The following is a 22,669-nucleotide window of genomic DNA, read 5'->3' as shown; positions in this document are numbered from 1 at the left end:
ACAAAATCCGCGTAGTCTACGCACAAAGCTTACCATTCACGCGAAAGATACGCAGATGCTAGACGCCATCGACATGCGCCTGCTCTCCGCGCTTCAGAAAAACGCCCACCTCACCGCACAGGAGTTGGGTGAGATCCTCAACCTCTCGCCCAGTCAGGCCGGGCGGCGACGGCAAAGACTGGAGGCGGATGGCTATATCGAAGGCTACAATGCCCGTTTGAGCCCACAAAAGCTGGGCCTATCGGTGCAGGCCTTTATTCAGGTGCAACTGGGCACTCATGGGCCGGAGAACTCGCAAAGCTTTGCCACTTTGATCAGCACCCGTGCCGAAATTGTCAGCGCATGGACTTTGACCGGGGATGCAGACTATTTGCTGCGCGCCTATTGTGAGGATCTTAATGCGCTAAACCGCTTGATTCATGAGGTTTTGCTCCCACATGCGGCGGTAAGCCGTGTGCAAAGCCAGATTGTCATGGACCAACTCAAAAGAGACGCACCGCTGCCCACCTAAGCGCCGCGACAGAACAGGACACAGGACGTATGGAAGACGCCCTTTATACCGCCACTATTTTCCTGATCACCGCGGTGATCGCGGTGCCGATTTCCTCCCGGTTGGGGCTGGGCTCGGTGCTGGGATATTTGGCAGCCGGTATCTTGATTGGCCCCGTTTTGGGGCTGGTTGGCACGCATGAGGCCGATGAACTGCTTCACTACGCTGAATTTGGCGTGGTGATGATGCTGTTTATCATTGGCTTGGAGCTGGACCCGCGTGCGCTATGGGCGATGAAAGACAAGCTGTTGGGCCTTGGCGGGCTACAGATTGGCCTGACCACCGGCGCCGTCGCCACCGCCTGTATCTTCCTGGGCTTCTCTGTGAACGTGGCCATTGCCACCGGCCTGATCTTTGCCCTCAGTTCAACCGCAATTGTGCTGCAAACATTGGCCGAAAAAGGCCTGATGCAAACCGGCGGTGGGCGCTCGACCTTCTCCGTTCTGCTGGCCCAAGACATTGCCGTGATCCCGATGCTGGCGCTGCTCCCCCTGCTGGCGATGCCGGAAGCGATGGAGATTGCCACCAGCGGCGCAATTGCCGAAGGCGGCCACACCGACGAACACGCCCTGTCGCTGGTCGACGGGTTGCCCGGCTGGGGCGTGACGCTGGTAACGCTTGGCGCTGTGGGCTCCATTGTGCTCGGCGGCCTCTACCTGATGCGGCCGGTGTTCCGCTTCATCCACGCCGCGCATCTGCCGGAGATGTATACCGCGCTGGCGCTGCTGATTGTGGTCGGCATTGCGCTGTTGATGGAGCTGGTGGGCCTCTCCCCTGCCCTTGGCACCTTCCTCGCTGGCGTGCTGCTGGCAAACTCTGAATTCCGCCACGAATTGGAAAGCGACATCGCGCCGTTCAAAGGCCTTCTGCTGGGGCTGTTCTTCATCACCGTGGGCGCGCAGATCGACTTCAACGTCTTTGCCCGCGCCCCGGGACAGATCATCGGCCTCACGCTGGGCCTGATCGCCATCAAAGCGTTAATCCTCTACCTGCTGGGCCGTGCCTTTGGCTTGCGGGACCGCAACCTCTGGCTCTTCACCCTGGGCCTCGCGCAGGCGGGCGAATTTGGCTTTGTTCTGATCACCTTCTCAGAGCAGCAAAATGTGATCCCAGCCTGGGCGGCGGAGAAGTACCTGTTGATCGTGGCGCTCACCATGTTGATCACGCCGCTGCTGTTTATCCTGTACGATGTGCTGTCCAAACGGCTCGGAGATCGCAGCGACAAGAAAGACCAGCACGACCATGACGAGGTGGATGAAACCGGTCCCGTGATCATCGCAGGCATTGGCCGCTTTGGTCAGATCGTGAATCGCTTGGTGCGCTCATCCGGCTATCAGACCGTGGTTCTGGACAACGACATGAAGGCCATCGAAAACATGCGCTCCTTTGGCGTCAAAGGCTTCTTTGGCGACCCGACACGCCCGGAAATCCTGCACGCCGCTGGCCTGCGTGAAGCACGGGTGCTGGTTGTGGCGTTGGACAATATGGAGGCGTCACTCAAACTGGTCGCCTTTGCCCGCCGGGAGCGGCCCGACCTGCACATCATTGCCCGTGCGCGCGATCGCGGCAACGTGTATCGCCTCTACAAAGCCGGTGCAGACGACATCGTGCGGGAGATGTTTGACAGCTCGCTGCGTGCCGGTCGCTATGTTTTGGAAAACATTGGCCTCAGCGAATATGAGGCCGCACAGGCCGAACAGGCGTTCTACAAACACGACCGTTTTGCCATGCAGGAGTTGGCGCAGCTGTGGAGCGAAGACGTGCCACTGTCCAAAAACGAGGCCTACAAAAAGCGCGCACGATCATTGGAGAAAGAGCTGCAGGATGTGCTGCTGGCCCAACTGGACAGTGACCCAGAGGAGCGCGCCTAGACGCGCTCCGATCCAATTGGTTTAGCTGTCGGACACACCGGCTTCAGCAAAGGTCGCCATGCCAGAATGGCAGGCCACGGCCGCCTTCAGGATGTTGATTGCCACCGCCGCGCCTGAGCCTTCACCCAGACGCATGTTGAGGCTCAGGATTGGCTCTTTGCCAAGCTGCGCCAATAGCGCCGGGTGCGCACTTTCCGCGCTTACATGGCCGGCGATCACGTGATCCAGCGCGTCATCCACCTCTTCGCCCAAAGCGGCAGCAGCGGCGGTTGCGATAAAGCCATCCAGGATCACAGGGATGCGCAGCAAACGCGCACGTGCGATGGCCCCAACCATACCGGCGAGCTCGCGTCCTCCAAGACAACGCAGCGCCTCCAGCCCTTTGGGCGTGTTGTTGGCGGCCACACCTTCGCGCACCACGCGCGCTTTTGTCGCCAAACCGGCTTCATCCACACCGGTGCCGCGACCCACCCACTCTTCGGCTTCGCCCGCATACAGCGCATGTGCAATGGCGGCGGCGCTGGTGGTGTTGCCAATGCCCATTTCGCCCACAACCAGCAGGTCCGCGTCGTCTTTCACCGCGTTCCAGCCTGCTTGCAGCGCGGCCACAACCTCCGCTTCGCTCATCGCTGGGCCTTGAGTGAAATCGGCAGTCGGCGTGTCCAGATCCAGCGCGATCACATCCAGATCCGCGCCAGCCATTTTGCTCAACTGGTTGATCGCCGCGCCGCCGCGCTCGAAGTTTAACACCATCTGCGCGGTCACTTCCGCCGGGAACGCCGACACGCCTTGCGCTGTTACACCGTGGTTGCCCGCAAAGATGATCACCTGCGGCGCGTCGATGCTGGGGCGCGGGTTGCCACGCCAGCCTGCATACCAAATCGCCATATCTTCCAGACGACCGAGCGCACCGGGGGGTTTGGTCAGCTGGCCGTTGCGCGCCTCGGCCTCGCCCATGGCCTGCTGATCGACGCCGGGCGCCGCCGCCACAAGCTGTTGAAACTCTGCCAAAGAGGTGAATTCTGCGGACATTGGCCGGGCTCCTGTTGAATTTTTGACGTTAGCGCTGTTTACCTCATATCCAGCCCCCGGCAAGTGAGGAAAAAGACGCAGGTATGGCCAGTTCCGACACGTCACCGTTTCGCCCCCGCGACATCAACACCGCTTTGGCGCTTCTGACGCGCCTGCCGGTGAAGGCGGATTTCTCCCGTGGTGCCCGTGCCGCATGGGCTTATTGCATCGCAGGCGCGGCTCTGGCGCTGCTGGCAGCTCTGCCCACCGCCGCCTTGCTGTTCATCGGCTTGCCGCCAGTTCTGGCCGCCGTGGTCTGGCTCACCGCCATGGTTGTGATGAGCGGCGCCATGCATGAAGACGGGCTTGCGGACACCGCAGATGGTTTCTGGGGCGGCTGGGACAAGGTCCGGCGACTGGAGATCATGCGCGACAGCCATATTGGGGCCTACGGCGTCATCGCGCTGTGCCTGTCCATTGCTGCCCGCTGGGGCGCGATTGCGATCTTGCTGGAAGCAGACGTCTGGCTTTTCGGTTTGCTGGCTGTGGCCATGCTGTCGCGAGCCAATATGACATTGGTGATGGCCGCCCTGCCCCATGCCCGCACCGACGGGTTGAGCCACTCCCAAGGCCGCGCGCCCCGCACTGGCGCGCTGACCGGCTTTGCGCTCGCTGGTGTGACCGCCTTTGGTTGTGTTGGTGTGCCCGGTGTCGTTTTGGCCGGTGTAGCCTTTGTCATGGCGGCCCTGTGCTCCGCCACGGCGCGGGTGAAAATTGGCGGACAGACCGGCGATGTGCTCGGAGCAACCCAGCAAATCACCGAAATCACCCTGCTCTTCACCCTCGTGATCCTGGCGCAGTATTTCTAAGCGCCATCCGTCTCGATACAGATCGTGGCGCCGCAGTGCTTGCAATGCACCGCGTCGGGATCATGCCGCAGTAAGCCGCAGCTTTCGCATTTGTGGCGGACCTTTTGCGGTTTGATGATCGCCTGCGCCAGTTGCACAAACAGCGCCACGCCGCCCACCATCACGCAGATCGAAAACAGCTTGCCGCCAGGACTGTCCAGAGTGATGTCACCGTAGCCCGTGGTCGTGAGTGTCGCCACGGTGAAATACATCGCATCGATGAAGGGCGTGGCGGTGGCCTCTTTGTCGATGAAAAACACCAGCGACGACGCCGATGTCACCATGACAAACACAAACAGATTGATCGTCGCGATCACCGCATCCTCATGGGTGCGAAACCAGCGGCTGTCCCGGCGCAGGTCATAGAGCAAATGGTAAGAATGGATCAGGCGCAGACCGCGTAGCACCCGCAGAAAGGCCAGATCACCGGACAGCCATGGGTCAATGAACAGCGAGCCAATCACCACCACATCGGCGATTGTGTAAATCCGCGTTAGGAAAAACCGCCGGTCCTCCGCCACCCACCAGCGGGCAATCAGGTCGAGGCAGATGATCACTCCAGTTAGACGGCTGGCGAGGATCAGGCCCGCCCCATAAGGCACATGGGCAGTGGCGATAAAAAACAGGATGGTGACAAAATCGAAAATGATCAGCGCATAGCGGAATTTCACCGCGCCCGGCGTGTGATCCGTGTAGAGCCGCTCCACCGTTGCCTTGAGGTTTTCCATATGTGCCTCTCTCCTTAGAGGCAGTAAACGCCAACACAGAGAGCCGCGCAACGGTTTGATTGCGCACAAAAAAGGGACCGCAGCCCGAGGCGCGATCCCTTTTGAAGATTTGAAAGAACGCTTATGCGGCGCGGGACACCAACACGTCGTCCACTTTCTTCGCAGCCGCAGCTTCGTCACCATCAGCAACAGCAGCCACTTCGCGGGTCAAACGCTCCAGCGCGGCTTCATACAGCTGACGCTCAGAATAGCTCTGCTCACGCTGATCGTCTGTGCGGTGCAGGTCGCGCACAACCTCGGCAATTGCGATCAGATCACCGGAGTTGATCTTCTGCTCATATTCCTGCGCACGGCGGGACCACATGGCGCGTTTGACCTTGGCTTTGCCCTTCAGGGTCTTCATCGCCTGTTCAATCACGTCTGGGCTGCTCAGGCACCGCATGCCAATCTCGGTGGCTTTGTTGGTTGGCACCCGCAGTGTCATCTTGTCTTTTTCAAACGAGATCACAAAAAGCTCCAGCTGCATCCCCGCAACTTCCTGCTCTTCGATGGAAATGATTTGCCCAACGCCATGTGCCGGATAGACAACATATTCGTTCGGGCTGAACTCGTTCTTCTTGGATTTGCTCATGCAGTACTTCCTTTGTGAGCCCCCATCCTGCCAGACAAAAATTGCGCTCGGGAAAGGGTGTTTCCCGATGCGGAATGTCCTCTGGTAGAAAAAGCCACCCTCAGCAAATGCAGGGATGGCTCTCAGGCAGTTATGTCCTCTGTAACAGCAATATAGCACAAAAAACGCCCCCTTGAAAGCGCGACAGACTTTCACAGGCAGTTTGTGCTTTTGTATCAGCCTCTTATGGCCGAATTGTACATCTTGGACAGTAAACTTGTCCCCTTTTCAGGCCGAATCGGCCTGTCAGGGACAGCTTAACCGCCTTCCCCCGGCGCTTCAGAGAAATATTTCTCCAGTTTGTTAGGTTCGCCGTCTTTTTCCTCATACCCTGGCATTGGATCTTTCTTTGTGATGATCACCGGCCAGAGTTCAGAATACTTGCGGTTGAACTCCACCCATTCTTCCATATCCGGCTCTGTGTCCGGACGGATGGCGTCTGCCGGGCATTCCGGCTCGCACACACCGCAGTCGATACATTCATCAGGGTGGATAACCAGCGTGTTCTCACCTTCGTAAAAACAGTCTACCGGGCATACCTCTACGCAGTCGGTGTATTTGCACGCGATGCAGTTGTCGGTAACGACATAGGTCATTTGGGTTAGCTCACTTGTAGTCGGTTCACTGGTTTGACTAAATCAGAGTTACCTATTCTTCAAGCGGGGAAGACTTCATAAGATCGAGATTGCGGCGATCGCGCTTGGTCGGACGCCCTTTTCCGTCAGAGCCGGGGCTACGCGGAACAGGTTTCTCCTCAGGCGTCAAATCTTCATATAGTGTTTGCGCTTCGGGCGCTGGACCGCGTCGTTCGCCAAGCGCCAGGACCTTGATAACCCGAACACGTTTTGCCTGTGGAAAGGTCAAAACGTCACCAATTGTCACACCATGGCTGGCCTTGGCAATTTTCTGTCCATTGACGCGAAGATGCCCGCCAGTGATGACTTTGGCCGACAGGCTACGGGTCTTGAAGAACCGCGCCTGCCAAAGCCATTTGTCAGCCCGAAGTTTGGGGGACGGAGCGCTCAAGCGCTCAGTCCTTGCCTTTCAGCCCCATAAGCGCTGCGGCAAATGGGTTGTCCGGGTCAATCGCCTTCTCCTTTTTCGGAGGACGGGCCTGGAACTGTTTGGGGCCATTGTCACGACGCGGGCCACCTTTGCCTTTTGGCTTGCCACCCTTGCCGCGCGGCTTGTCGCCCTGACGGTCGTTGCGACGCTGGCCCTGGCCACCGCCACGACGTTGCTGGTTGCGGTTGCCACCCTGACGGCCAGCCCATGTGAAGGTGTAGAACACTTCCACTTCCGGCTCGGCAGCCTCTTCGGCCGGTCCGGCCTCTGCAGGTGCTTCGGCCGCAGCAGCTTCTGGTGCAGCTTCAGTTTCTGCAGGTGCCTCTTCCGCCGCGGGTGCGTCAGTCGCTTCTGCAGGTGTTTCAGCAGCCGCTTCTTCAGCCGGAGCCGCCTCTGGCGCCGCTTTCACCTTCGCGCGCTCGCCTTTTTCTGCCGCATAGCCAAGGCCCTGCATCAGATCGGCGAACTGTTCCAGTGTCATGCCGGTGATAGACAACATATCCGCCTTGGCTTCAAAACCACCACGGCTGTCTTCGCTGCGCAGCATATCGGCCAACCGTTCCAGCATGTCGATGCGGATCGCCCGCTCGCCTGCCGCACGGTAGCCGGACATGGCGTAGTAGCCACGTGGCGCGTCTTTGACGGTTGGCACTGTCACCAAACCGGGGGGCGGCGATTCCGGGAAGTCCTGCAGGCCTTGTGCCAGCGACCACAGCACCAGACGCAAACGGGTTGGGGCTGGCTTCAGCAGCAGTGGCATGAAAATGGTGAACTGACCAAAGCGGATGCCGTGCTTGCGCAGTGTGCCGCGGGCGTCCTGATCCAGCTCTTTCACTTCGGTGGCCACATCGCCCCGCGGAATGATGCCAAGGTTTTCAACCATACGGAAGGCAAAGCCGCGCGCCAGACCGGTCAGTTCTTCGTCTTTGCTCAGGTTCAGCAGAGGCTCAAACAGGGCCGCAATTTTGCGGTCGATGAAGTGCTGCAGGCGACGTTCCACCTTCTGCGCCACATCGGCTCCGGCTTCTTCGTCGACAAACACGTCGATCATCGGCTTCAGAGGTTCCGCGCCGGCCACCAATTTGCCAACCGCGTGCTCGCCCCACATGAGGCCACCCTGTTCAGTAAAGTCGATTTCCGTATCCGGCGCGTTATAAAACCGATCCGCGCGCAGGTGGAACTGCGGCGCCAGCGCCTGCAAGCTCGCTGACTTAAGCGTCTTGGCTTCCTGACCGCTGGCTTCTTTGTCCGCAATAAAACGGAATCCTTCAAGACGACCGACGAATTCGCCCTCGACGGTCACCTCACCTTTATCATTCACTTCGGCCAAAAGGGCCTCCTTCTGCTTGAGTCGGCGCATCAAAACCGATGTGCGCCGATCCACAAATCTTTGAGTAAGACGCTCATGCAGAGCATCTGATAGGCGATCTTCTACCGCGCGGGTTTCCCCGCGCCAATGGTTTTCGTCACTTACCCAGTTTTTACGTTGTGCGACATATGTCCACGTCCGGATAAACGCCAGACGTTTCGACAATGTGTCAATGTCACCATCGGCGCGATCCAGCCGTTTTACCTGCCGCGCCAGCCAATCATCCGGCACTTTGCCCTTTTCGTGCAGAAAACCAAAAATGTTTTCAATCAGCTGCGCGTGTTCCGCGTGGCTGATACCGCGAAAATCCGGAATGCGGCACACATCCCACAGCAATTGCACCGAGCGCCCGTCACTTGCCCGCGCCATGACTTCCGCCTCACGCGACACGGTTTTGAGCGCCCGCAAATCATCCGCCTCCCGCGCCTTGATCAGCAACTCATCGTCAGAGCCAACCTCGAGCGAATTGATAAGCGCATCCACCGTGCCAAATTGCAGCGCCGCATTGCGCCAATTCAGCTTGCGCACCGGGGTGAAGCGATGCTCCATGATCGCCTCGGCCACACCCTCATCCAGCGGCGGCGCTTCGCCGGTCACCCCAAAGGTGCCGTGGCTCATGCCCCGCCCGGCCCGGCCCGCGATCTGCGCCAGCTCATTGGGCGCCAAAGGCCGCATGCGCCGCCCGTCAAACTTGGTGGTGGAAGCAAAGGCCACGTGATCAATGTCGAGGTTCAGCCCCATACCAATAGCGTCGGTTGCTACCAAAAAGTCCACATCGCCATTCTGATAGAGCTCCACCTGCGCATTGCGCGTGCGCGGGCTCAACGCCCCCATCACCACCGCCGCGCCGCCTTTTTGACGGCGGATCAGCTCGGCAATCGCATAAACACTGTCCACCGAAAATCCAACGATGGCAGAGCGTGGCTGCATCCGGCTGATCTTGCGAGACCCCGAATAGTTCAGCGTCGACATACGCTCGCGACGCATAAACTGCGCCTCTGGCACCAGCTCCGCAATGGTGCCGCGCATGGTGTCGCTGCCCAAAAACAACGTCTCATGCGTGCCACGCATCCGCAGCAACCGGTCGGTGAACACATGTCCCCGCTCAGGATCAGCGCAGAGCTGGATTTCGTCAATAGCAACAAAATCCGCGCCCAGACCCTCAGGCATCGCCTCAACCGTGGCCACCCAATACTGAGCGCGCGGCGGCACAATGCGTTCCTCGCCGGTAACCAATGCCACAACAGACGGCCCGCGCGCGGCCACGATGCGGTCATAGACTTCACGCGCCAAAAGCCGCAACGGCAGGCCAATCACCCCAGTGCGATAGCCCAGCATCCGCTCGATGGCGTAATGGGTTTTGCCTGTGTTGGTGGGGCCCAACACCGCCGTGATCTGCCGCTGTCCGGCCATCTGTCTGCCCCGTCTGGCTTAGAATTCGTCGCTTAGAGCTCTTGACCACGCACCAGCGGCGCGAGTCGCTCCAAGGCTTCTGTTAGGCCCGCCTGATAGGGATGTATAGCCTCGACCTGTTGATAGGCCTCATAGGCATCCTCAGGCTTGCCCATCTCATCGAGCATCACCGCGAGGCCCATGATGGCGTCAAAATGCGTTGGGTTCAGGGCAATCACCTGCTCCAGATCACTCAACGCCGGCCCATAGAGATCCAACGCATAATAGGCCCGTGCCCGTTCCGCCCAGCCCTGGGCAAACTCCGGCGCGTGATCAACCAACGCCGTTGCATGTTCCACAGCCACTTCCATCTCGGAAATGTCGATGGCCTTGCGGGTGCGACGCAGCAGGTAATCCGCCGTGGCCGACCCCGAGGCATCCCACAAATGCCGGATCTGCCCCGCCACCTGTTCGGCGCGCGCCGGTTCCGCCACACGCAGCTCCGCCATCAGGCGCGGCAATTCATCGCCCGCGCCTGTCACAACTGCGTCACTTTCCTGAGAAATCGCAACCGGCGATTGAAATACCGTGACAGAGAGCACAAATGCCGCAACGGTAGGTTTGAGAAGATGTCGTAAGTTGACCATAACGTAAATCAGTGTAGCCCGTGCCTGTCTGATTCCCAAGATGTGCACAAGAATTTGAAGGATCAAGAAGATGAGCGATATCATTTCCTCCGCCGTAGAGGCCCTGACCGCGAAACTGGGTGGCGAAAGCTTTGACGGCTCAGCCAAATTTGCCATCGAAGGCGAAGGCGCAATCATCATCGACGCAGACGGCGTGCGCGCTGGCGACGACGACGCAGATGTGACCATGACCGCAGATGTCGACACCTTCCAGGCGATTCTCGAAGGCGAGTTGAACCCCACCGCGGCCTTCATGTCCGGCAAGCTGACCATCGACGGCGACATGGGCGCAGCGATGAAACTGGGCGGCGTACTGGCCTGATGTCCTTGCAAAGCGCACCATTCCATCACGACGTCGCCGAAGGCCCAGCGGCAAACGCTTACTGGGTCACGGCGGATGACGAGGTGCGCTTGCGCTTTGCCCACTGGCCTTTAGAGAATGCCAAAGGCCCGACGAAAGGGACAGTGCTGCTGTTTCCCGGCCGCACGGAATATGTGGAAAAATATGGCCGTGCCGCCGCAGATTTTGCGGCGCGCGGCTACGCCATGATTGCCGTCGACTGGCGCGGCCAGGGATTGGCAGACCGCATGGTCGACCCGCGCTATATCGGCTATGTCGAAACCTTTGACGATTTCCAACGCGACGTTGCCGCCGTGTTGACCGCACTGTCGGAACTCGACTTGCCGCAACCATGGCACCTGCTGGGTCACTCCATGGGCGGCTGCATTGGCCTGCGCGCCCTGCACGAAGGCCTGCCAGTCAAATCAGCCTCTTTCTCCGCCCCGATGTGGGGCATTGGCCTGGCGCCCTACCTGCGCGCGGCCGCCTGGGTTGTCGGCGCTGTGAGCAAACCTTTGGGCTTGCACGGCCGCCTCGCCCCGTCCACCTCACCCGTCACTCTGGTGCTCGACAAACCGTTTGAGGACAACACCCTGACCAAAGACCCCGACATGTATGCCTACATGCAGCGTCACATGACCGGTCAGCCAGATCTCGCGCTGGCAGGGCCCGCGATCAACTGGGTCTATGAGGCGCTCAAGGAATGCCGACGCCTGCGTGCACGCCCTTCGCCAGACATCCCCTGCTTGACCTTCCTTGGAACGGACGAGCGCATTGTGAACACTGAGGACGTGCACAAACGCATGGCCCGCTGGCCAAATGGCACCCTTGACCTGATTGAAGCCGGCGAACACGAAGTCCTGATGGAAGTGCCGGAAACACGCACCCACATCTTTGACGCCTGCGCCGCCTTTTATGACAGCCACAACACCTAGCTTTCTCATTCTCCAAATATCTCGGGGCGTGTGAGGGGCTGGCCCCTCACGTCCCTTCGTTGGCGCACATCACCCGTCCCGCATCACCCGCTGTCGCTGTTTGCCCAGACCCGCGATGCTTAGCTCCATCACGTCCCCCGCTTGCAAATAGCGCGGCGGCTTAAAGCCCATACCCACACCGGGCGGCGTGCCGGTGGCAATCACATCGCCAGGATGCAAGGTCATCATTTCGCTGAGATACGAAATAATCTCCGCCACGCCAAACACCATCGACGCGGTGGAGCCGGTCTGCACCCGCTCCCCATTGAGGTCCAGAGTCAGCGCAAGGTCCTGCACGTCGCTCACCTCATCCGGCGTCACCAGCCACGGCCCCAGCGGCCCAAAGCTGTCGCAGCTCTTGCCTTTGGTCCATTGCCCGCCACGCTCAATCTGCAAACTGCGCTCAGACACATCATTGGCAATGGTATAGCCCGCCACGTGGCGCAACGCGTCTTCCTTGGAGACATATTTCGCTGCCTTGCCAATCACCACGGCCAGCTCCACCTCCCAGTCGCCTTTCTCAGACCCACGCGGCAGGATCACCGGATCATCTGGGCCGACAATGGCGCTGGTGGCTTTCATGAACAGGATCGGCTCTTTGGGGATGTCCATCCCAGCCTCTTCGGCGTGGTCGGAGTAGTTCAGACCAATGCACAGGTATTTGCCGACCTGCCCCACCGGCGCGCCAAGGCGCAGATCGCCTTCCGCCAACGGCAGGCTTTCCGGATCCACATCCGGAAGGTCCGCCAACACGCCGCCAGCCAAATCTGCCACCACGCCGGACAAATCCCGCACCTGTCCCGCTTTGTCCAACACGCCGGGCTTCTCTGCCCCACGTTCGCCATACCGTACAAACCGCATCTCAATCCTCCGTCTTTGACTTGCCACCATGCTCCCGCGCTGCGCAAAGGAGTGCAACCCCCTCTTGAACCTCCCGCCCCGCTCTGCCTATCTGATCCCCAACAGTTTTCTGAACAAAGGCCGCTTCCATGCTGAACCTTCCCTTCCCCGCCCCTGATCTTCTGCGCGATGCAAACGCCTCTTCCGGCGCAAATGAGTTTGGCGACCTGCCCGAGTGGGACTTGAGCGACCTGTATACAGGTGACGACGCACTTGAGTTGACTGCTGACCTGGAATGGCTGGAAGGCGAATGTGCCGCCTTTGCCGCCGATTACGAAGGCAAGCTGGCCGATCTGTCTGCGAGCGACCTGCTGACCTGTGTGCAGCGCAACGAGAAGATCAGCCAGACCTCTGGCCGCATCATGTCCTACGCCGGTCTGCGCTATTACCAGCTGACCACAGACGCCGAACGCGCGCAGTTCATGGCCAACATGCAGGAAAAGCTGACAAACTTCTCCACACCTCTGGTGTTCTTCACGCTGGAACTGAACCGCATCGAAGACGACAGGCTCTCCGCCGCCTTTGCAGAAAACGCGGAACTTGCCCGTTATGAGCCGGTCTTTCGCCGCATCCGCGCAATGAAACCACACCAGCTTTCCGATGAGCTGGAGAAGTTCCTGCATGATCTTGGCGTGGTGGGCGACGCTTGGGAGCGCCTGTTTGACGAAACCATCGCGGGCCTGACCTTCAACGTGAACGGCGAAGAGCTCAACATCGAAGGCACACTGAATTTCCTGACCGACCCGGACCGCGAAAAGCGTGAAGCGGCGGCGCGCGAACTGGCCGAAGTCTTTGCCGAAAACATCAAAATCTTCGCCCGTGTGCACAACACCGCTGCCAAAGAAAAAGAGGTCATCGACCGCTGGCGCAACATGCCGACCGCACAAACCGGCCGTCACCTCTCCAACGATGTGGAGCCGGAGGTGGTCGAGGCCCTGCGTGACGCGGTTGTGGCCGCCTATCCAAAACTCAGCCACCGCTATTATGAGCTGAAGCGCAAATGGCTCGGTCTAGAGGTGATGCAGGTCTGGGACCGCAACGCGCCCCTGCCAATGGAAGACCCTACGACTGTGGATTGGGACACTGCCCAGAAAACCGTGATGGACGCCTATAACGCATTTGATCCGCGTATAGGTGAGCTGGCCGAACCGTTCTTTACCAAAGGCTGGATCGATGCGGGTGTGAAACCGGGCAAAGCACCGGGCGCCTTTGCCCACCCCACCGTGACCAACGTGCACCCCTATGTGATGCTGAACTACCTCGGCAAACCCCGAGATGTGATGACCCTCGCGCACGAACTGGGCCACGGCGTGCACCAAGTCTTGGCGGCGGAGCAAGGCGAAATGCTGTCTTCCACTCCGCTGACATTGGCGGAAACCGCGTCGGTCTTTGGCGAAATGCTGACCTTCCGCGCCATGTTGGACAAGGCCGAAACCCAGGAGCAACGCAAAATCCTGCTGGCGGGCAAGGTTGAGGACATGATCAACACCGTGGTGCGCCAGATCGCGTTCTACGATTTTGAGTGCAAACTGCACGCCGCCCGCCGCGAAAGCGAGCTGACACCAGAAGACATCAACGCGCTGTGGATGTCGGTGCAGGCCGAAAGCCTTGGCGAAGCATTTGAGTACATGGACGGCTATGAGACCTTCTGGGCCTACATCCCGCACTTCGTACACTCGCCGTTCTACGTCTATGCCTACGCTTTTGGCGACGGCCTCGTAAACGCGCTCTATGCGGTGTATGCCGAGGGCGACGAAGGCTTTGAGGACAAATACTTCGAGATGCTCAAAGCCGGTGGCTCCAAGCACCACTCAGAACTTCTTGCGCCCTTTGGCTTGGACGCCTCTGATCCGAAGTTCTGGGACAAGGGCCTGAGCATGATTTCGTCGATGATCGACGAGCTTGAGGCGATGGAATAAGCCCGCGAGCCAAAGCGCGAATGATAAAGGGCCGGGAAAATCTCCCCGGCCCTTTTCCTTAAGCAGCCGCCGCAGCTTTGCCCCAGCTTTTGATGTGGTCCGCAACAGTGGTCAGCGTGACACCAAAGGTCTCTTCAACCAGCTGCGTATCAATGCACATGTCGTCATCCCCCATTGTGGCCAGCGTACCGTACATATCGGTCAGCATATGCCCCATTCCCGGGTTTCCGAACGCTTCTGCCACCTGTGCGCCAAGCGCCGCTGCGGTCTGGGGAACAAAAGACACGGGACGATCCACCCAACCAGCCAGCAACTCCGCCAATTGACCACCGGTCAGCGGTGCAGGCGTGCCAATTTCAAAGCTCTGCCCGGCCAAATCCGGACGGGTCAGCGCAGCCACTGCCACCCGGGCCTGATCAAAATGCGAGGTCCAGGTCACTTTCATCGTTTCCGGTAGCGGTGGGTAATCCAACACACCTTCGCTTTGCAGGCGGGGTGTTAGGAAACCGGGTAGAAAATTCTCCAAGTAGATTGTCGGTTGCAACACAATCGAAGGAATACCGCTGTTCAAAACCGCCCTCATACCGCCCGTGGTCGCGTCAATCATGATCGAAGAGGGATAGCGGTCTCCTGTTGTTCCGCCGGTTGTAAACACCAACAGCGGCAAATTCACTTGATGGGCTGCAGTGAAAAACGCGGTCATCCAAGTTTGCGGGTCTTCTGGATTGGCCGGAGCTGGCAGGTGCAGGAAAGCGGCGTCCACGCCGTTCAGAGCACGGGCAATGGCGTCAACATCATCCAAAGTCGCGGCATAAGCCTGCGCTTCGCTATGCATTTCCGAGATTTTGGCAACGTCACGTGCGACGGCGCGGACAGTCAATCCATTGGCAAGCGCTTCCTGCACAACCGGGGCACCTTGCGCGCCAGTGGCGCCGAAAATTGCAACGGTCTGGTTCATAGTGGTTCTCCATGGTATGGTGGTTACTGTTGAGAACCACACTTAGGAGACTTGGTTTGGCGGCAAAAGGAGGCACTAATTCGTTGGATAGGCACACAGAAGTAACCACCTCCGACATTCAGGCGATGAATGACGGCGTCGACGCATGGGTGGCCAATGAGTTCAGCGGTGCTTGTCCGGTACGGGATGTTTTAGACCGCGTTGGCGACAAATGGAGCGTGTTGGTGGTGCTGCGTCTTGGGCGTGGCCCGGAACGGTTCCGCGCCTTGCTGCGCGCAGTAGCGGGCATTTCTCAGCGGATGCTGACCGTCACTTTGCGCGGCTTAGAACGTGACGGCCTTGTACACCGCAAAGTGTTCGATACCCGCCCGCCGTCTGTGGAATACAGCCTGACCCCACTGGGGCACTCGCTATTGAGCCATATCACCGGTTTGGCAAATTGGGCGGTAGAGTATGATGCGGACATCAAACAGGCGCAAAGCGAGTATGACGCCCTTCAAAAATGACTTGCGATAGGTGAACTATCGAAAGTCAAAACACCAATTTACGACTTCTCCATGGATCTCCCAGTAAGGATTTCACGATGCGCGGCGCTATTTTAATTTTTGCAATAACCACAGTTTTTGCAGCGTCGTTGCAGGCTGCGGAGCCTCGCATTCAGGGCGCGTGGCATTGCTTTGACAAAAACCACGAAGGCGAGCTGGACGTGACTTTGACTTTCGGCTCAGACGGCCATCTGGACACCCGCTTGGAACTTGCCTTCGAGGAAAGCCAGATTGAAATCCGCGGTGTGGTCAGAGCGCGCAGCACCTATGAGCTTTTGCCCTCAGGTGTCCTAAAAGACAAAACCCTGACAAAAGAGCTGGTCTCCCTGACCGCTGACGGTTTTGACATCAAAAACCACTCGGACACCAAGGAACTGCAAGAGTTTCTGCTTGCCGAAGACGACACCCCAACAAAGGTTGTCAGCCTGACCCAAAACTCAATGTCGCTGGCCTCCTACGGCGACACTATTGCGTGTCAGCGCACCTCCGACTGACCGCTCAAAACACTCCCATGGCCAGCCCGGCTCCCAGCGCCGCGCCCAACTCTGCACAGCGCTCTAAGTCCGCCGCCCCAATCACCTTCACCGCCAAAATCGCCTCTTCCGTCTGCGCGTGGGTACAGACAATCAGCGGCGGCTGCACTTCTTTGAGCCGCCACCCCGTCGCAATCCGCGCCAATTGCCGGGCCGCGCCATCTCCATCTGATCCCGCACAGATCATTTGCGCGTAAGGCCGTCCCTCGACCTGCCCAAGAACCGGATAGTAACAGCGATCAAAGAACTCCTTCATCGCGCCCGACAGCGCGGCGAGGTTTTCCGGCGCGCAAAACAGAAAGCCGTCCGCCGCCAGCACATCCTCAGGCCTCGCCTCTTCCGCCCGCAACAGCCGCGCCTCCCCCTCGGTCTGCGCCGCCGCAAAGGCCGCTTCCGCCATTTGCTGGCTGCCCCCTGTGCGGGAGTGATAGACAATCAAAACCTGCGCCATGTCTGCCCCTTGGCCGTTGCATCACCGCCACCATAGCCGCCCGTCGCCCCCCGAAACAATCACACTCAACGATTGAAGCACGCGACCTCCTGCACTACGCTTTACAGAACCAGTCTCTGCGTGTTTTGTGCGCCTGTTGTCCCAAGGGAGACCCGACATGAAAGCCCTGTTTGCCGCCGCAGCCCTTGCCCTCTGCACCGCGCCTCTGGCCTCGGCACAATCGATTGTTGGCACCTGGACCTGCGTGCGATCCACTGTAGACAATAACGCCGTATCCAACGTGACTTTCACAGACAGTGGTCGTCTGGATGCCTTGGTGAACATCGACTTCCTCGGATTGGACCAAGAGGTCAGCGCCCAGGCGCGCTATCGGTCTGACTATCAACTGGTCAATAGCACGCTCAGCGATACGCCCGTTTCTACCTACGTCAGCAAGCTCACCATCGACGGCCAAGACGCCCTGCGCAGCGAACAGGCCGAGAGCCTGCGCCAAGCCCTTCTGGAAGGCAGCGATGCCAGCGCCAAAGTGACGTTCACGTCAGACAACTACATGATCCTGTCCGCCGACACAGCGCCGATCAACTGCGTCCGTATGTAGCCAAACGCAAGTCCCCCAACGTCAACCTTTGACAAACACGCCGTGGCTCCTAGGCTGCGGTGAAACACACGCATTGGGGGAGAGCACATGCGCACCTTGGGGAAATGGCTGGGACGCCTGTTGTTTGTTGTTGCGGTGGCCGTGGCCGCCTTTCTGATCGTCGCACCGGGCCATGTGGAGAAATCGCGCAACACGGTCAAAGACCACGAACCCTACGCGGTCAGCGACGCCGCCAAAAACCTGCACGCCAGCCTCACCGTGGGCGACTGGCACGCCGACACGCTGTTGTGGAAACGCGACCCGCTGGAACTCGCCAATCGCGGCCACGTCGACCTGCCCCGCCTGATCGAAGGCAACGTGGCGGTGCAGGTGTTTACCGCCGTGACCAAATCTCCTGCAGGCCAAAACTACGACAGCAACTCCGCCGATGCGCGCGACAACATCACGCTTCTGGCCGTGGGCCAGATGTGGCCGCCCCGCACCTGGGACAGCATCTTTGAGCGTGCTGTCTATCAGGCGGAACGTTTGCATGACGCAGAGGAGCGCTCTGACGGTGAACTGCGCATCGTGCGCACCAAAGCCGAGCTGGACGCGGTACTGGCCGACCGCGCCGCTGGCAAAACCGTGGTCGCCGGCATGTTGGGCATCGAAGGCGCCCACCCTCTGGAAGGCAACCTCGACAACCTGCAAAAGCTGCAAGACGTCGGCTACCGCGTGATTGGCCTGCAGCACTTCTTTGACAATGAACTCGGCGGCTCGCTGCATGGCATTGGCAACAAAGGCCTAACCGAGTTTGGCCGCGCGGTGGTGAAAGCCGTGGAAGAGCGCAATCTGGTGATCGACGTGGCCCACTCCAGCCCACAGGTGGCGCGCGAGGTCATCGAGATGACCGACATGCCGATGATCGTCAGCCACACCGGCATCTACGGCAATTGCCCGGTGAAGCGAAACTACGAAGACGCGCTGATGCAGGCCATTGTGCAAAACGGCATGGATCAGGGCGGCGGCGTGGTGGGCATCGGCTATTGGGCCGACGTGACCTGTGACGACAGCCCGGCGGGCGTGGCCAAAACCGTAAAGGCGGCCGTGGACCTATTGGGGGAAAACCACGTGTCCTTGGGTTCGGATTTTGACGGTTCTGTTGGTACGGCATTTGACACCTCCGAGTTGGCGGCGCTGACCCAAGCGCTGATGGACGCGGGATTGAGCGAAACACAAATCCGCAAGGTTATGGGCGAGAACATGCTGCGGGTGCTGCGGGCAAGATTGAAATGATCTTGAACGACGATCCCAGCCGGCGCGGTGTCCTGCATGACGCGGCTTCAACAATTCAGACGAATGCGTCACCAACATCACGTGGCGCCCGAAAAAGGACGCTACAGCCAACAACTTAAGATCATTGAGTTTGTCGATTGCGATATTATGTAAAGGACAACACTTTAAGAACTAAAGACTTGGAGCAACCGCATTTGCCGCCAAACACGATCACGCGAAAAGAGTTGTTACTGCACATGATTCATCCCATTGTTTGGATGAAGCGAAAGATACAAGCGATCTCGCGTCATAGACTGACCCTCAAATTGTTAGAGTTTTGTCGGTTGCTCGCAGACTACGAGTTTCGACAATACTCTGCATCGTGGTGGGCCGGTGTGCTCGTTTTGCTACCAACACTTGCCGTGGGATGGCTACTTCGGATCGCTTTATTTTTTTTCACGGGCGCGATTGATGCAAAGCGGGAGGGCGGCCTCTTTTTTCTCTATGTTGCACAGCAAGGTGGTGGACACATTTGGGCGGTTACTACTCCCCTACTCTACTGGATTGAGAAAGTTACGGCGGCTGCAGGTCTGGGCACCCTATTGGCGGTTCTACTTGTCCTCTTAACTCACATTTCGTCAGCAACAGCGGCGTGGCGAAAACTCTAACACCAAAAAAAGGCGGTCCAAAGACCGCCCTCTTCGTCTCGCTCAACAGCCAGCTTAGCCGTCGAAATCAACCTGCTCGATCAGCTTGAGCGCCTCGCCACGGTGGCCCGCAAGTGTCATCAGGTTCACATCATCCGGCGTAAACTCACCCCAGCTTTGAACCAAGGCGTCCGCTTCGGTCCCCGGTGCAATCGGGTACTCAAAGTTAGCAGTCGCATAGACTTCCTGCGCCTTAGAACCGGTCAGGAATTCCATCATCTTGATGGCGTTCTCTTTGTTTGGCGCCGCCTTGGTGAGCGCGATGCCGGAGATGTTTACGTGGGTACCTGCGTCCTCAAATGTCGGGAACACGATGTTCACGCTGTCCGCCCAGGCCTGCTGCTCTTTGTCTTTGAGCATCTTGCCCATGTAGTAGGTGTTGCCCACGGCCAGGTCACATTCCCCCGCCCAGATCGCCTTCACCTGCGCGCGGTCGTTGCCCTGTGGCTTGCGCGCCAGGTTGGACTTCACGCCTTCCAGCCAGGCTTTGGTCTCTTCTGCGCCGTGGTGCTCCAGAATCGCGGAAGTCAGAGCAACGTTGTAGGCATGGGTGCCGGAGCGGGTGCAAATGCGCCCTTTCCACTTCGGGTCCGCCAGATTTTCGTAGGTGGTTACTTCACCTTCGGCTACGCGATCCTTAGAGGCGTAGATGATGCGCGCCCGGGTGGTCAGACCAAACCAGTGGCCTTCTGGGTCACGATAGGCTTCTGGCACATTCGCGGTGATCACGTCGCTTGTGACCGGCTGGGTGACACCCGCCTCCACCACCGCGTTCAGACGGGAAATATCTACGGTCAGCACGAGGTCCGCAGGAGAGCGTTCCCCTTCAGCCAACAGACGTTCAACCATACCCTTTTTCAGGTAGGCCACATTCACCTTGATACCGGTCTCTTCAGTAAAGGCATCGGTCAAAGGCTTGATCAACTCTGGCTGGCGGTAGGAATAAACGTTGACCTCATCTGCCAGAACCGGCGCTGCGGTGGCCGCTGCGGCCGCCAGAAAGATCGACGTTGTAAACACTTTTGTCATGTCATCACCCACGTGGAAGTTACGATGACCCAGCCTTGCCCGAGTTTTTTAGTCAGGTCAATGCGACCAAGATCACGATCCTGCGCGAGCGGCCTTCTCTTCCGCTTTGACCTCATCCCAAAGCGCATCCATCTCTGCAAGGTCGCTCTCCTGCGGGGTCTTCCCGCGGGCTTTCAGCTTGGCCTCAACCCCCTCAAACCGCCTGACAAACTTGGCGTTTGTGGCCCGCAGTGCCGCCTCGGGGTCGATCTTCAAATGCCGCGCCAGATTGGCGATAACAAACAGCATGTCGCCAAACTCTTCTTCGATCTCCGCCTGCGACAGCGTGTCCCGTGCCTCGGCCAGCTCTCCGGCTTCCTCAACAATTTTGTCAACCACTTGAGAGATGTCCGGCCAGTCAAACCCAACCCGCGCCGCGCGGTTCTGCAGCTTCACCGCGCGCAGCAACGCTGGCAGCCCAAGCGCCACCCCATCCAGCGTGCCTTTTTGCGCCTTCCCTGCCCGTTCTGCCGCCTTCACGGTTTCCCAGTCGCGGGTTTGTTGTTCAGGAGACTTATCTCGGTTTTCGTTGCCAAACACATGCGGATGGCGCGCCACCATCTTGTCCGACATTGCGTCCGCCACCTCATCGAAGGTGAACAGGCCTCGTTCCGTCGCCATCTGCGCATGAAACACCGATTGAAACAGCAGATCGCCCAGCTCTCCCTTCAACTCGTCCCAGGCCTCGCGCTCAATCGCATCCGCAACTTCATAAGCTTCCTCGATGGTGTATGGTGCGATGGTCGCGAAATCCTGCTCAATATCCCAAGGGCAGCCGGTCTCCGGATCGCGCAAGCGCCGCATGATCTCCAGAAGACGCGGCAATCCGCCATTGGGATTGAGGATAAGAGGATCTTCGGCCATTGCGTCGCGCTCCGGAATTTGCTTTTGATGTTAACTGAACGACCATTCAGAGAAGGTGTCCACCCATGCCTGTTGTAAACCGTATTGCCGATTTTTCCGACGAAATGAAGGGCTGGCGTCGCCACCTGCATGCCCACCCCGAGCTGGCGTTTGATTGCCACGAGACCGCAGCCTTTGTGGTGGAGCGTCTGAAGGAGTTTGGCGTTGACGAAATCCACGAAAGCATTGCGACCTCCGGCGTGGTTGCGATCATCAACGGTCAGGGCGACGGCCCCACCATGGGCCTGCGCGCCGACATGGACGCCCTGCCGATGGATGAAATCACCGGCCTGGACCACGCCAGCACTGTGGACGGCAAAATGCACGCCTGTGGGCATGACGGGCACACCACCATGCTGCTTGGTGCCGCCAAATACCTCGCGGAAACCCGCAAGTTCTCCGGCCGTGTGGCGCTGTTCTTCCAGCCTGCCGAAGAAGACGGCGGCGGCGCGGGTGTGATGGTTGAAGAAGGCGCGATGGAGCGCTTTGACGTGAAAGACATCTACGCGATTCACAACGTGCCTGGCCTTCCAATTGGCGAGTTTCACACCACGCCCGGCCCCATCATGGCGGCCGTGGACAGCTTTACCATCAAGCTGCAAGGCAAAGGCGGCCACGGCGCCTACCCGCAAGACACCATCGACCCGGTTGTCGCTGCGGTGGCCATGGTCAACGCCATCCAAACCATCGTCAGCCGCAACCACGACACTCGCAACGAATGTGTGGTCTCCGTCACCCAGATTCACGCCGGCTCCGCCGACAACGTGATCCCTGATGGCGGCTTTATCAACGGCACCATCCGCACCTTTGACAAAGAGGTGCAGGCCATGATCCACCGCCGTCTGGACGAAATAACCAAAGGCACCGCTGCGGCTTATGGCCTTGAGGCAGAACTGAACATCGACGTGGGCTACCCCGCCACCGTGAACCACGAGGCGCAAACTGCTTTTGCCGCTGACGTGGCGCGCGACATCGCTGGCGACGTGGCGGTAAACGCGGATCAGGGCATGGAAATGGGCGCAGAAGACTTTTCCTACATGCTCGAGTCCCGCCCCGGCGCTTACCTCTTCCTGGGCGCGGGCGAAGGCGCGGGCCTGCATCACCCGGCGTTTGACTTTAACGACGACATCTCCCCGATCGGCGCGTCGTTCTTTGCCCGCTTGGTGGAAACCGCGCAGCCGCTGTAAGCAATTTGCGGGCGGTCTTGTCACAAGATCGCCCGCGCCACCTCTTCAGGCTTGACCTTTCCGGGGAATTTGCGAAATTTGA

Annotated in this window: 24 protein-coding genes; 12 read left to right on the top strand and 12 right to left on the bottom strand. The window is 59.1% G+C overall.

From position 1 onward, the window contains the following. The first annotated feature begins 55 nt into the window (after positions 1-55). Positions 56-511 carry an Lrp/AsnC family transcriptional regulator gene (locus tag MK208_RS04365; protein ID WP_294114294.1) on the top strand — a complete coding sequence of 152 codons (456 nt, stop codon included), beginning with the start codon at positions 56-58 and terminating at the stop codon, positions 509-511. A 29-nt stretch (positions 512-540) separates the two neighbouring features. Further along, entirely contained in the window at positions 541-2,421 is a 1,881-nt protein-coding gene (locus MK208_RS04360; protein WP_294114291.1) for a cation:proton antiporter, read from the top strand. 21 nt (positions 2,422-2,442) lie between these two features. Here the strand turns inward: MK208_RS04360 and cobT are convergent, their stop codons facing one another. After that, positions 2,443-3,453, bottom strand: coding sequence for a nicotinate-nucleotide--dimethylbenzimidazole phosphoribosyltransferase (gene cobT, locus MK208_RS04355; RefSeq protein WP_294114288.1), 1,011 nt, complete (start codon positions 3,451-3,453; stop codon positions 2,443-2,445). Positions 3,454-3,536: 83 nt separating this feature from the next. On the opposite strand from cobT, the gene cobS reads away from it, so the two are divergent. Continuing rightward, positions 3,537-4,301, top strand: a complete 765-nt coding sequence (cobS, locus tag MK208_RS04350) for an adenosylcobinamide-GDP ribazoletransferase (protein ID WP_294114286.1) — start codon at positions 3,537-3,539, stop codon at positions 4,299-4,301. On the opposite strand, the gene MK208_RS04345 is transcribed toward cobS, so the two are convergent. From MK208_RS04345 to MK208_RS04320, 6 genes are all read right to left on the bottom strand, one after another. Beyond that, a complete protein-coding gene (locus tag MK208_RS04345; RefSeq protein ID WP_294114285.1) occupies positions 4,298-5,068 on the bottom strand; it encodes a potassium channel family protein in 771 nt (256 codons plus the stop codon). The genes cobS and MK208_RS04345 overlap by 4 nt on opposite strands. Positions 5,069-5,189: 121 nt before the next feature. Further along, on the bottom strand, positions 5,190-5,699 hold the full coding sequence (locus MK208_RS04340) for a CarD family transcriptional regulator (RefSeq protein WP_294114284.1): 510 nt from the start codon (positions 5,697-5,699) through the stop codon (positions 5,190-5,192). Positions 5,700-5,995: 296 nt separating this feature from the next. Further along, positions 5,996-6,334, bottom strand: coding sequence for a ferredoxin FdxA (gene fdxA / locus MK208_RS04335; RefSeq protein WP_294114282.1), 339 nt, complete (start codon positions 6,332-6,334; stop codon positions 5,996-5,998). A gap of 52 nt (positions 6,335-6,386) precedes the next feature. After that, positions 6,387-6,764, bottom strand: coding sequence for an RNA-binding S4 domain-containing protein (locus MK208_RS04330; RefSeq protein ID WP_294114281.1), 378 nt, complete (start codon positions 6,762-6,764; stop codon positions 6,387-6,389). 4 nt (positions 6,765-6,768) lie between these two features. Beyond that, complete coding sequence (locus MK208_RS04325; protein WP_294114278.1) at positions 6,769-9,585, bottom strand: helicase-related protein; 2,817 nt, start codon at positions 9,583-9,585, stop codon at positions 6,769-6,771. Positions 9,586-9,617: 32 nt separating this feature from the next. After that, entirely contained in the window at positions 9,618-10,166 is a 549-nt protein-coding gene (locus MK208_RS04320; RefSeq protein ID WP_294114276.1) for a tetratricopeptide repeat protein, read from the bottom strand. Positions 10,167-10,281: 115 nt separating this feature from the next. Between MK208_RS04320 and MK208_RS04315 the strand changes: the two genes are divergently transcribed. Both MK208_RS04315 and MK208_RS04310 read left to right on the top strand, forming a co-directional pair. Next, positions 10,282-10,572, top strand: coding sequence for an SCP2 sterol-binding domain-containing protein (locus tag MK208_RS04315; RefSeq protein ID WP_294114272.1), 291 nt, complete (start codon positions 10,282-10,284; stop codon positions 10,570-10,572). Continuing rightward, positions 10,572-11,525, top strand: a complete 954-nt coding sequence (locus MK208_RS04310) for an alpha/beta hydrolase (protein WP_294114270.1) — start codon at positions 10,572-10,574, stop codon at positions 11,523-11,525. Before MK208_RS04315 ends, MK208_RS04310 begins: the two co-directional genes overlap by 1 nt. 69 nt (positions 11,526-11,594) lie before the next feature. Here MK208_RS04310 and MK208_RS04305 read toward each other — a convergent pair whose 3' ends face one another. Further along, entirely contained in the window at positions 11,595-12,425 is an 831-nt protein-coding gene (locus tag MK208_RS04305; protein ID WP_294114268.1) for a fumarylacetoacetate hydrolase family protein, read from the bottom strand. Between the two features lie 128 nt (positions 12,426-12,553). Between MK208_RS04305 and MK208_RS04300 the strand changes: the two genes are divergently transcribed. Next, positions 12,554-14,383 (top strand): M3 family oligoendopeptidase, encoded by a 1,830-nt coding sequence (locus MK208_RS04300; RefSeq protein WP_294114266.1) that lies wholly within the window; start codon positions 12,554-12,556, stop codon positions 14,381-14,383. A gap of 58 nt (positions 14,384-14,441) precedes the next feature. Here the strand turns inward: MK208_RS04300 and MK208_RS04295 are convergent, their stop codons facing one another. After that, positions 14,442-15,341, bottom strand: a complete 900-nt coding sequence (locus MK208_RS04295; RefSeq protein WP_294114264.1) for an NmrA family NAD(P)-binding protein — start codon at positions 15,339-15,341, stop codon at positions 14,442-14,444. Positions 15,342-15,424: 83 nt separating this feature from the next. Between MK208_RS04295 and MK208_RS04290 the strand changes: the two genes are divergently transcribed. Beyond that, positions 15,425-15,847: a helix-turn-helix domain-containing protein gene (locus MK208_RS04290; protein ID WP_294114262.1), complete on the top strand. Its 423-nt coding sequence runs from the start codon at positions 15,425-15,427 to the stop codon at positions 15,845-15,847. Between the two features lie 200 nt (positions 15,848-16,047). Beyond that, positions 16,048-16,380 carry a hypothetical protein gene (locus tag MK208_RS04285; RefSeq protein WP_294114260.1) on the top strand — a complete coding sequence of 111 codons (333 nt, stop codon included), beginning with the start codon at positions 16,048-16,050 and terminating at the stop codon, positions 16,378-16,380. A 4-nt stretch (positions 16,381-16,384) separates the two neighbouring features. Here MK208_RS04285 and MK208_RS04280 read toward each other — a convergent pair whose 3' ends face one another. After that, positions 16,385-16,870 carry an NAD(P)H-dependent oxidoreductase gene (locus MK208_RS04280; RefSeq protein WP_294114259.1) on the bottom strand — a complete coding sequence of 162 codons (486 nt, stop codon included), beginning with the start codon at positions 16,868-16,870 and terminating at the stop codon, positions 16,385-16,387. A 157-nt stretch (positions 16,871-17,027) separates the two neighbouring features. Here MK208_RS04280 and MK208_RS04275 point away from each other — a divergent pair, with 157 nt between their 5' ends. The 3 genes from MK208_RS04275 (at position 17,028) to MK208_RS04265 (ending at position 19,390) form a co-directional block, all read left to right on the top strand. Beyond that, positions 17,028-17,468, top strand: a complete 441-nt coding sequence (locus MK208_RS04275; protein WP_294114257.1) for a hypothetical protein — start codon at positions 17,028-17,030, stop codon at positions 17,466-17,468. Between the two features lie 87 nt (positions 17,469-17,555). Beyond that, positions 17,556-18,743, top strand: coding sequence for a membrane dipeptidase (locus MK208_RS04270; RefSeq protein WP_294114255.1), 1,188 nt, complete (start codon positions 17,556-17,558; stop codon positions 18,741-18,743). Between the two features lie 236 nt (positions 18,744-18,979). Next, positions 18,980-19,390, top strand: a complete 411-nt coding sequence (locus tag MK208_RS04265; RefSeq protein WP_294114253.1) for a hypothetical protein — start codon at positions 18,980-18,982, stop codon at positions 19,388-19,390. 54 nt (positions 19,391-19,444) lie between these two features. On the opposite strand, the gene MK208_RS04260 is transcribed toward MK208_RS04265, so the two are convergent. Beyond that, entirely contained in the window at positions 19,445-20,458 is a 1,014-nt protein-coding gene (locus MK208_RS04260; protein WP_294114251.1) for a Fe(3+) ABC transporter substrate-binding protein, read from the bottom strand. Positions 20,459-20,530: 72 nt separating this feature from the next. Beyond that, positions 20,531-21,361, bottom strand: a complete 831-nt coding sequence (gene mazG / locus MK208_RS04255; protein WP_294114249.1) for a nucleoside triphosphate pyrophosphohydrolase — start codon at positions 21,359-21,361, stop codon at positions 20,531-20,533. A gap of 65 nt (positions 21,362-21,426) precedes the next feature. Between mazG and MK208_RS04250 the strand changes: the two genes are divergently transcribed. Further along, a complete protein-coding gene (locus MK208_RS04250) occupies positions 21,427-22,587 on the top strand; it encodes a M20 aminoacylase family protein (RefSeq protein WP_294114246.1) in 1,161 nt (386 codons plus the stop codon). Positions 22,588-22,669: the final 82 nt, after the last annotated feature.

This window comes from Shimia sp. (assembly GCF_022448905.1).
Classification (GTDB): Bacteria; Pseudomonadota; Alphaproteobacteria; order Rhodobacterales; family Rhodobacteraceae; genus Shimia.
Note: the sequence above shows the minus strand (reverse complement) of the source record. Positions and strands in the feature narration are given on the sequence as shown.

Bases quoted from the DNA above. Each gene is read 5' to 3' on its own strand.
- MK208_RS04340 (WP_294114284.1), bottom strand. From the start codon at position 5,699: ATGAGCAAATCCAAGAAGAACGAGTTCAGCCCGAACGAATATGTTGTC.
- fdxA (WP_294114282.1), bottom strand. From the start codon at position 6,334: ATGACCTATGTCGTTACCGACAACTGCATCGCGTGCAAATACACCGAC.
- MK208_RS04265 (WP_294114253.1), top strand. From the start codon at position 18,980: ATGATTCATCCCATTGTTTGGATGAAGCGAAAGATACAAGCGATCTCG.
- cobS (WP_294114286.1), top strand. From the start codon at position 3,537: ATGGCCAGTTCCGACACGTCACCGTTTCGCCCCCGCGACATCAACACC.
- mazG (WP_294114249.1), bottom strand. From the start codon at position 21,361: ATGGCCGAAGATCCTCTTATCCTCAATCCCAATGGCGGATTGCCGCGT.
- MK208_RS04325 (WP_294114278.1), bottom strand. From the start codon at position 9,585: ATGGCCGGACAGCGGCAGATCACGGCGGTGTTGGGCCCCACCAACACA.
- MK208_RS04360 (WP_294114291.1), top strand. From the start codon at position 541: ATGGAAGACGCCCTTTATACCGCCACTATTTTCCTGATCACCGCGGTG.
- MK208_RS04280 (WP_294114259.1), bottom strand. From the start codon at position 16,870: ATGGCGCAGGTTTTGATTGTCTATCACTCCCGCACAGGGGGCAGCCAG.
- MK208_RS04275 (WP_294114257.1), top strand. From the start codon at position 17,028: ATGAAAGCCCTGTTTGCCGCCGCAGCCCTTGCCCTCTGCACCGCGCCT.
- MK208_RS04345 (WP_294114285.1), bottom strand. From the start codon at position 5,068: ATGGAAAACCTCAAGGCAACGGTGGAGCGGCTCTACACGGATCACACG.
- MK208_RS04305 (WP_294114268.1), bottom strand. From the start codon at position 12,425: ATGCGGTTTGTACGGTATGGCGAACGTGGGGCAGAGAAGCCCGGCGTG.
- MK208_RS04295 (WP_294114264.1), bottom strand. From the start codon at position 15,341: ATGAACCAGACCGTTGCAATTTTCGGCGCCACTGGCGCGCAAGGTGCC.
- MK208_RS04300 (WP_294114266.1), top strand. From the start codon at position 12,554: ATGCTGAACCTTCCCTTCCCCGCCCCTGATCTTCTGCGCGATGCAAAC.
- MK208_RS04260 (WP_294114251.1), bottom strand. From the start codon at position 20,458: ATGACAAAAGTGTTTACAACGTCGATCTTTCTGGCGGCCGCAGCGGCC.
- MK208_RS04310 (WP_294114270.1), top strand. From the start codon at position 10,572: ATGTCCTTGCAAAGCGCACCATTCCATCACGACGTCGCCGAAGGCCCA.
- MK208_RS04270 (WP_294114255.1), top strand. From the start codon at position 17,556: ATGCGCACCTTGGGGAAATGGCTGGGACGCCTGTTGTTTGTTGTTGCG.
- MK208_RS04315 (WP_294114272.1), top strand. From the start codon at position 10,282: ATGAGCGATATCATTTCCTCCGCCGTAGAGGCCCTGACCGCGAAACTG.
- cobT (WP_294114288.1), bottom strand. From the start codon at position 3,453: ATGTCCGCAGAATTCACCTCTTTGGCAGAGTTTCAACAGCTTGTGGCG.
- MK208_RS04365 (WP_294114294.1), top strand. From the start codon at position 56: ATGCTAGACGCCATCGACATGCGCCTGCTCTCCGCGCTTCAGAAAAAC.
- MK208_RS04250 (WP_294114246.1), top strand. From the start codon at position 21,427: ATGCCTGTTGTAAACCGTATTGCCGATTTTTCCGACGAAATGAAGGGC.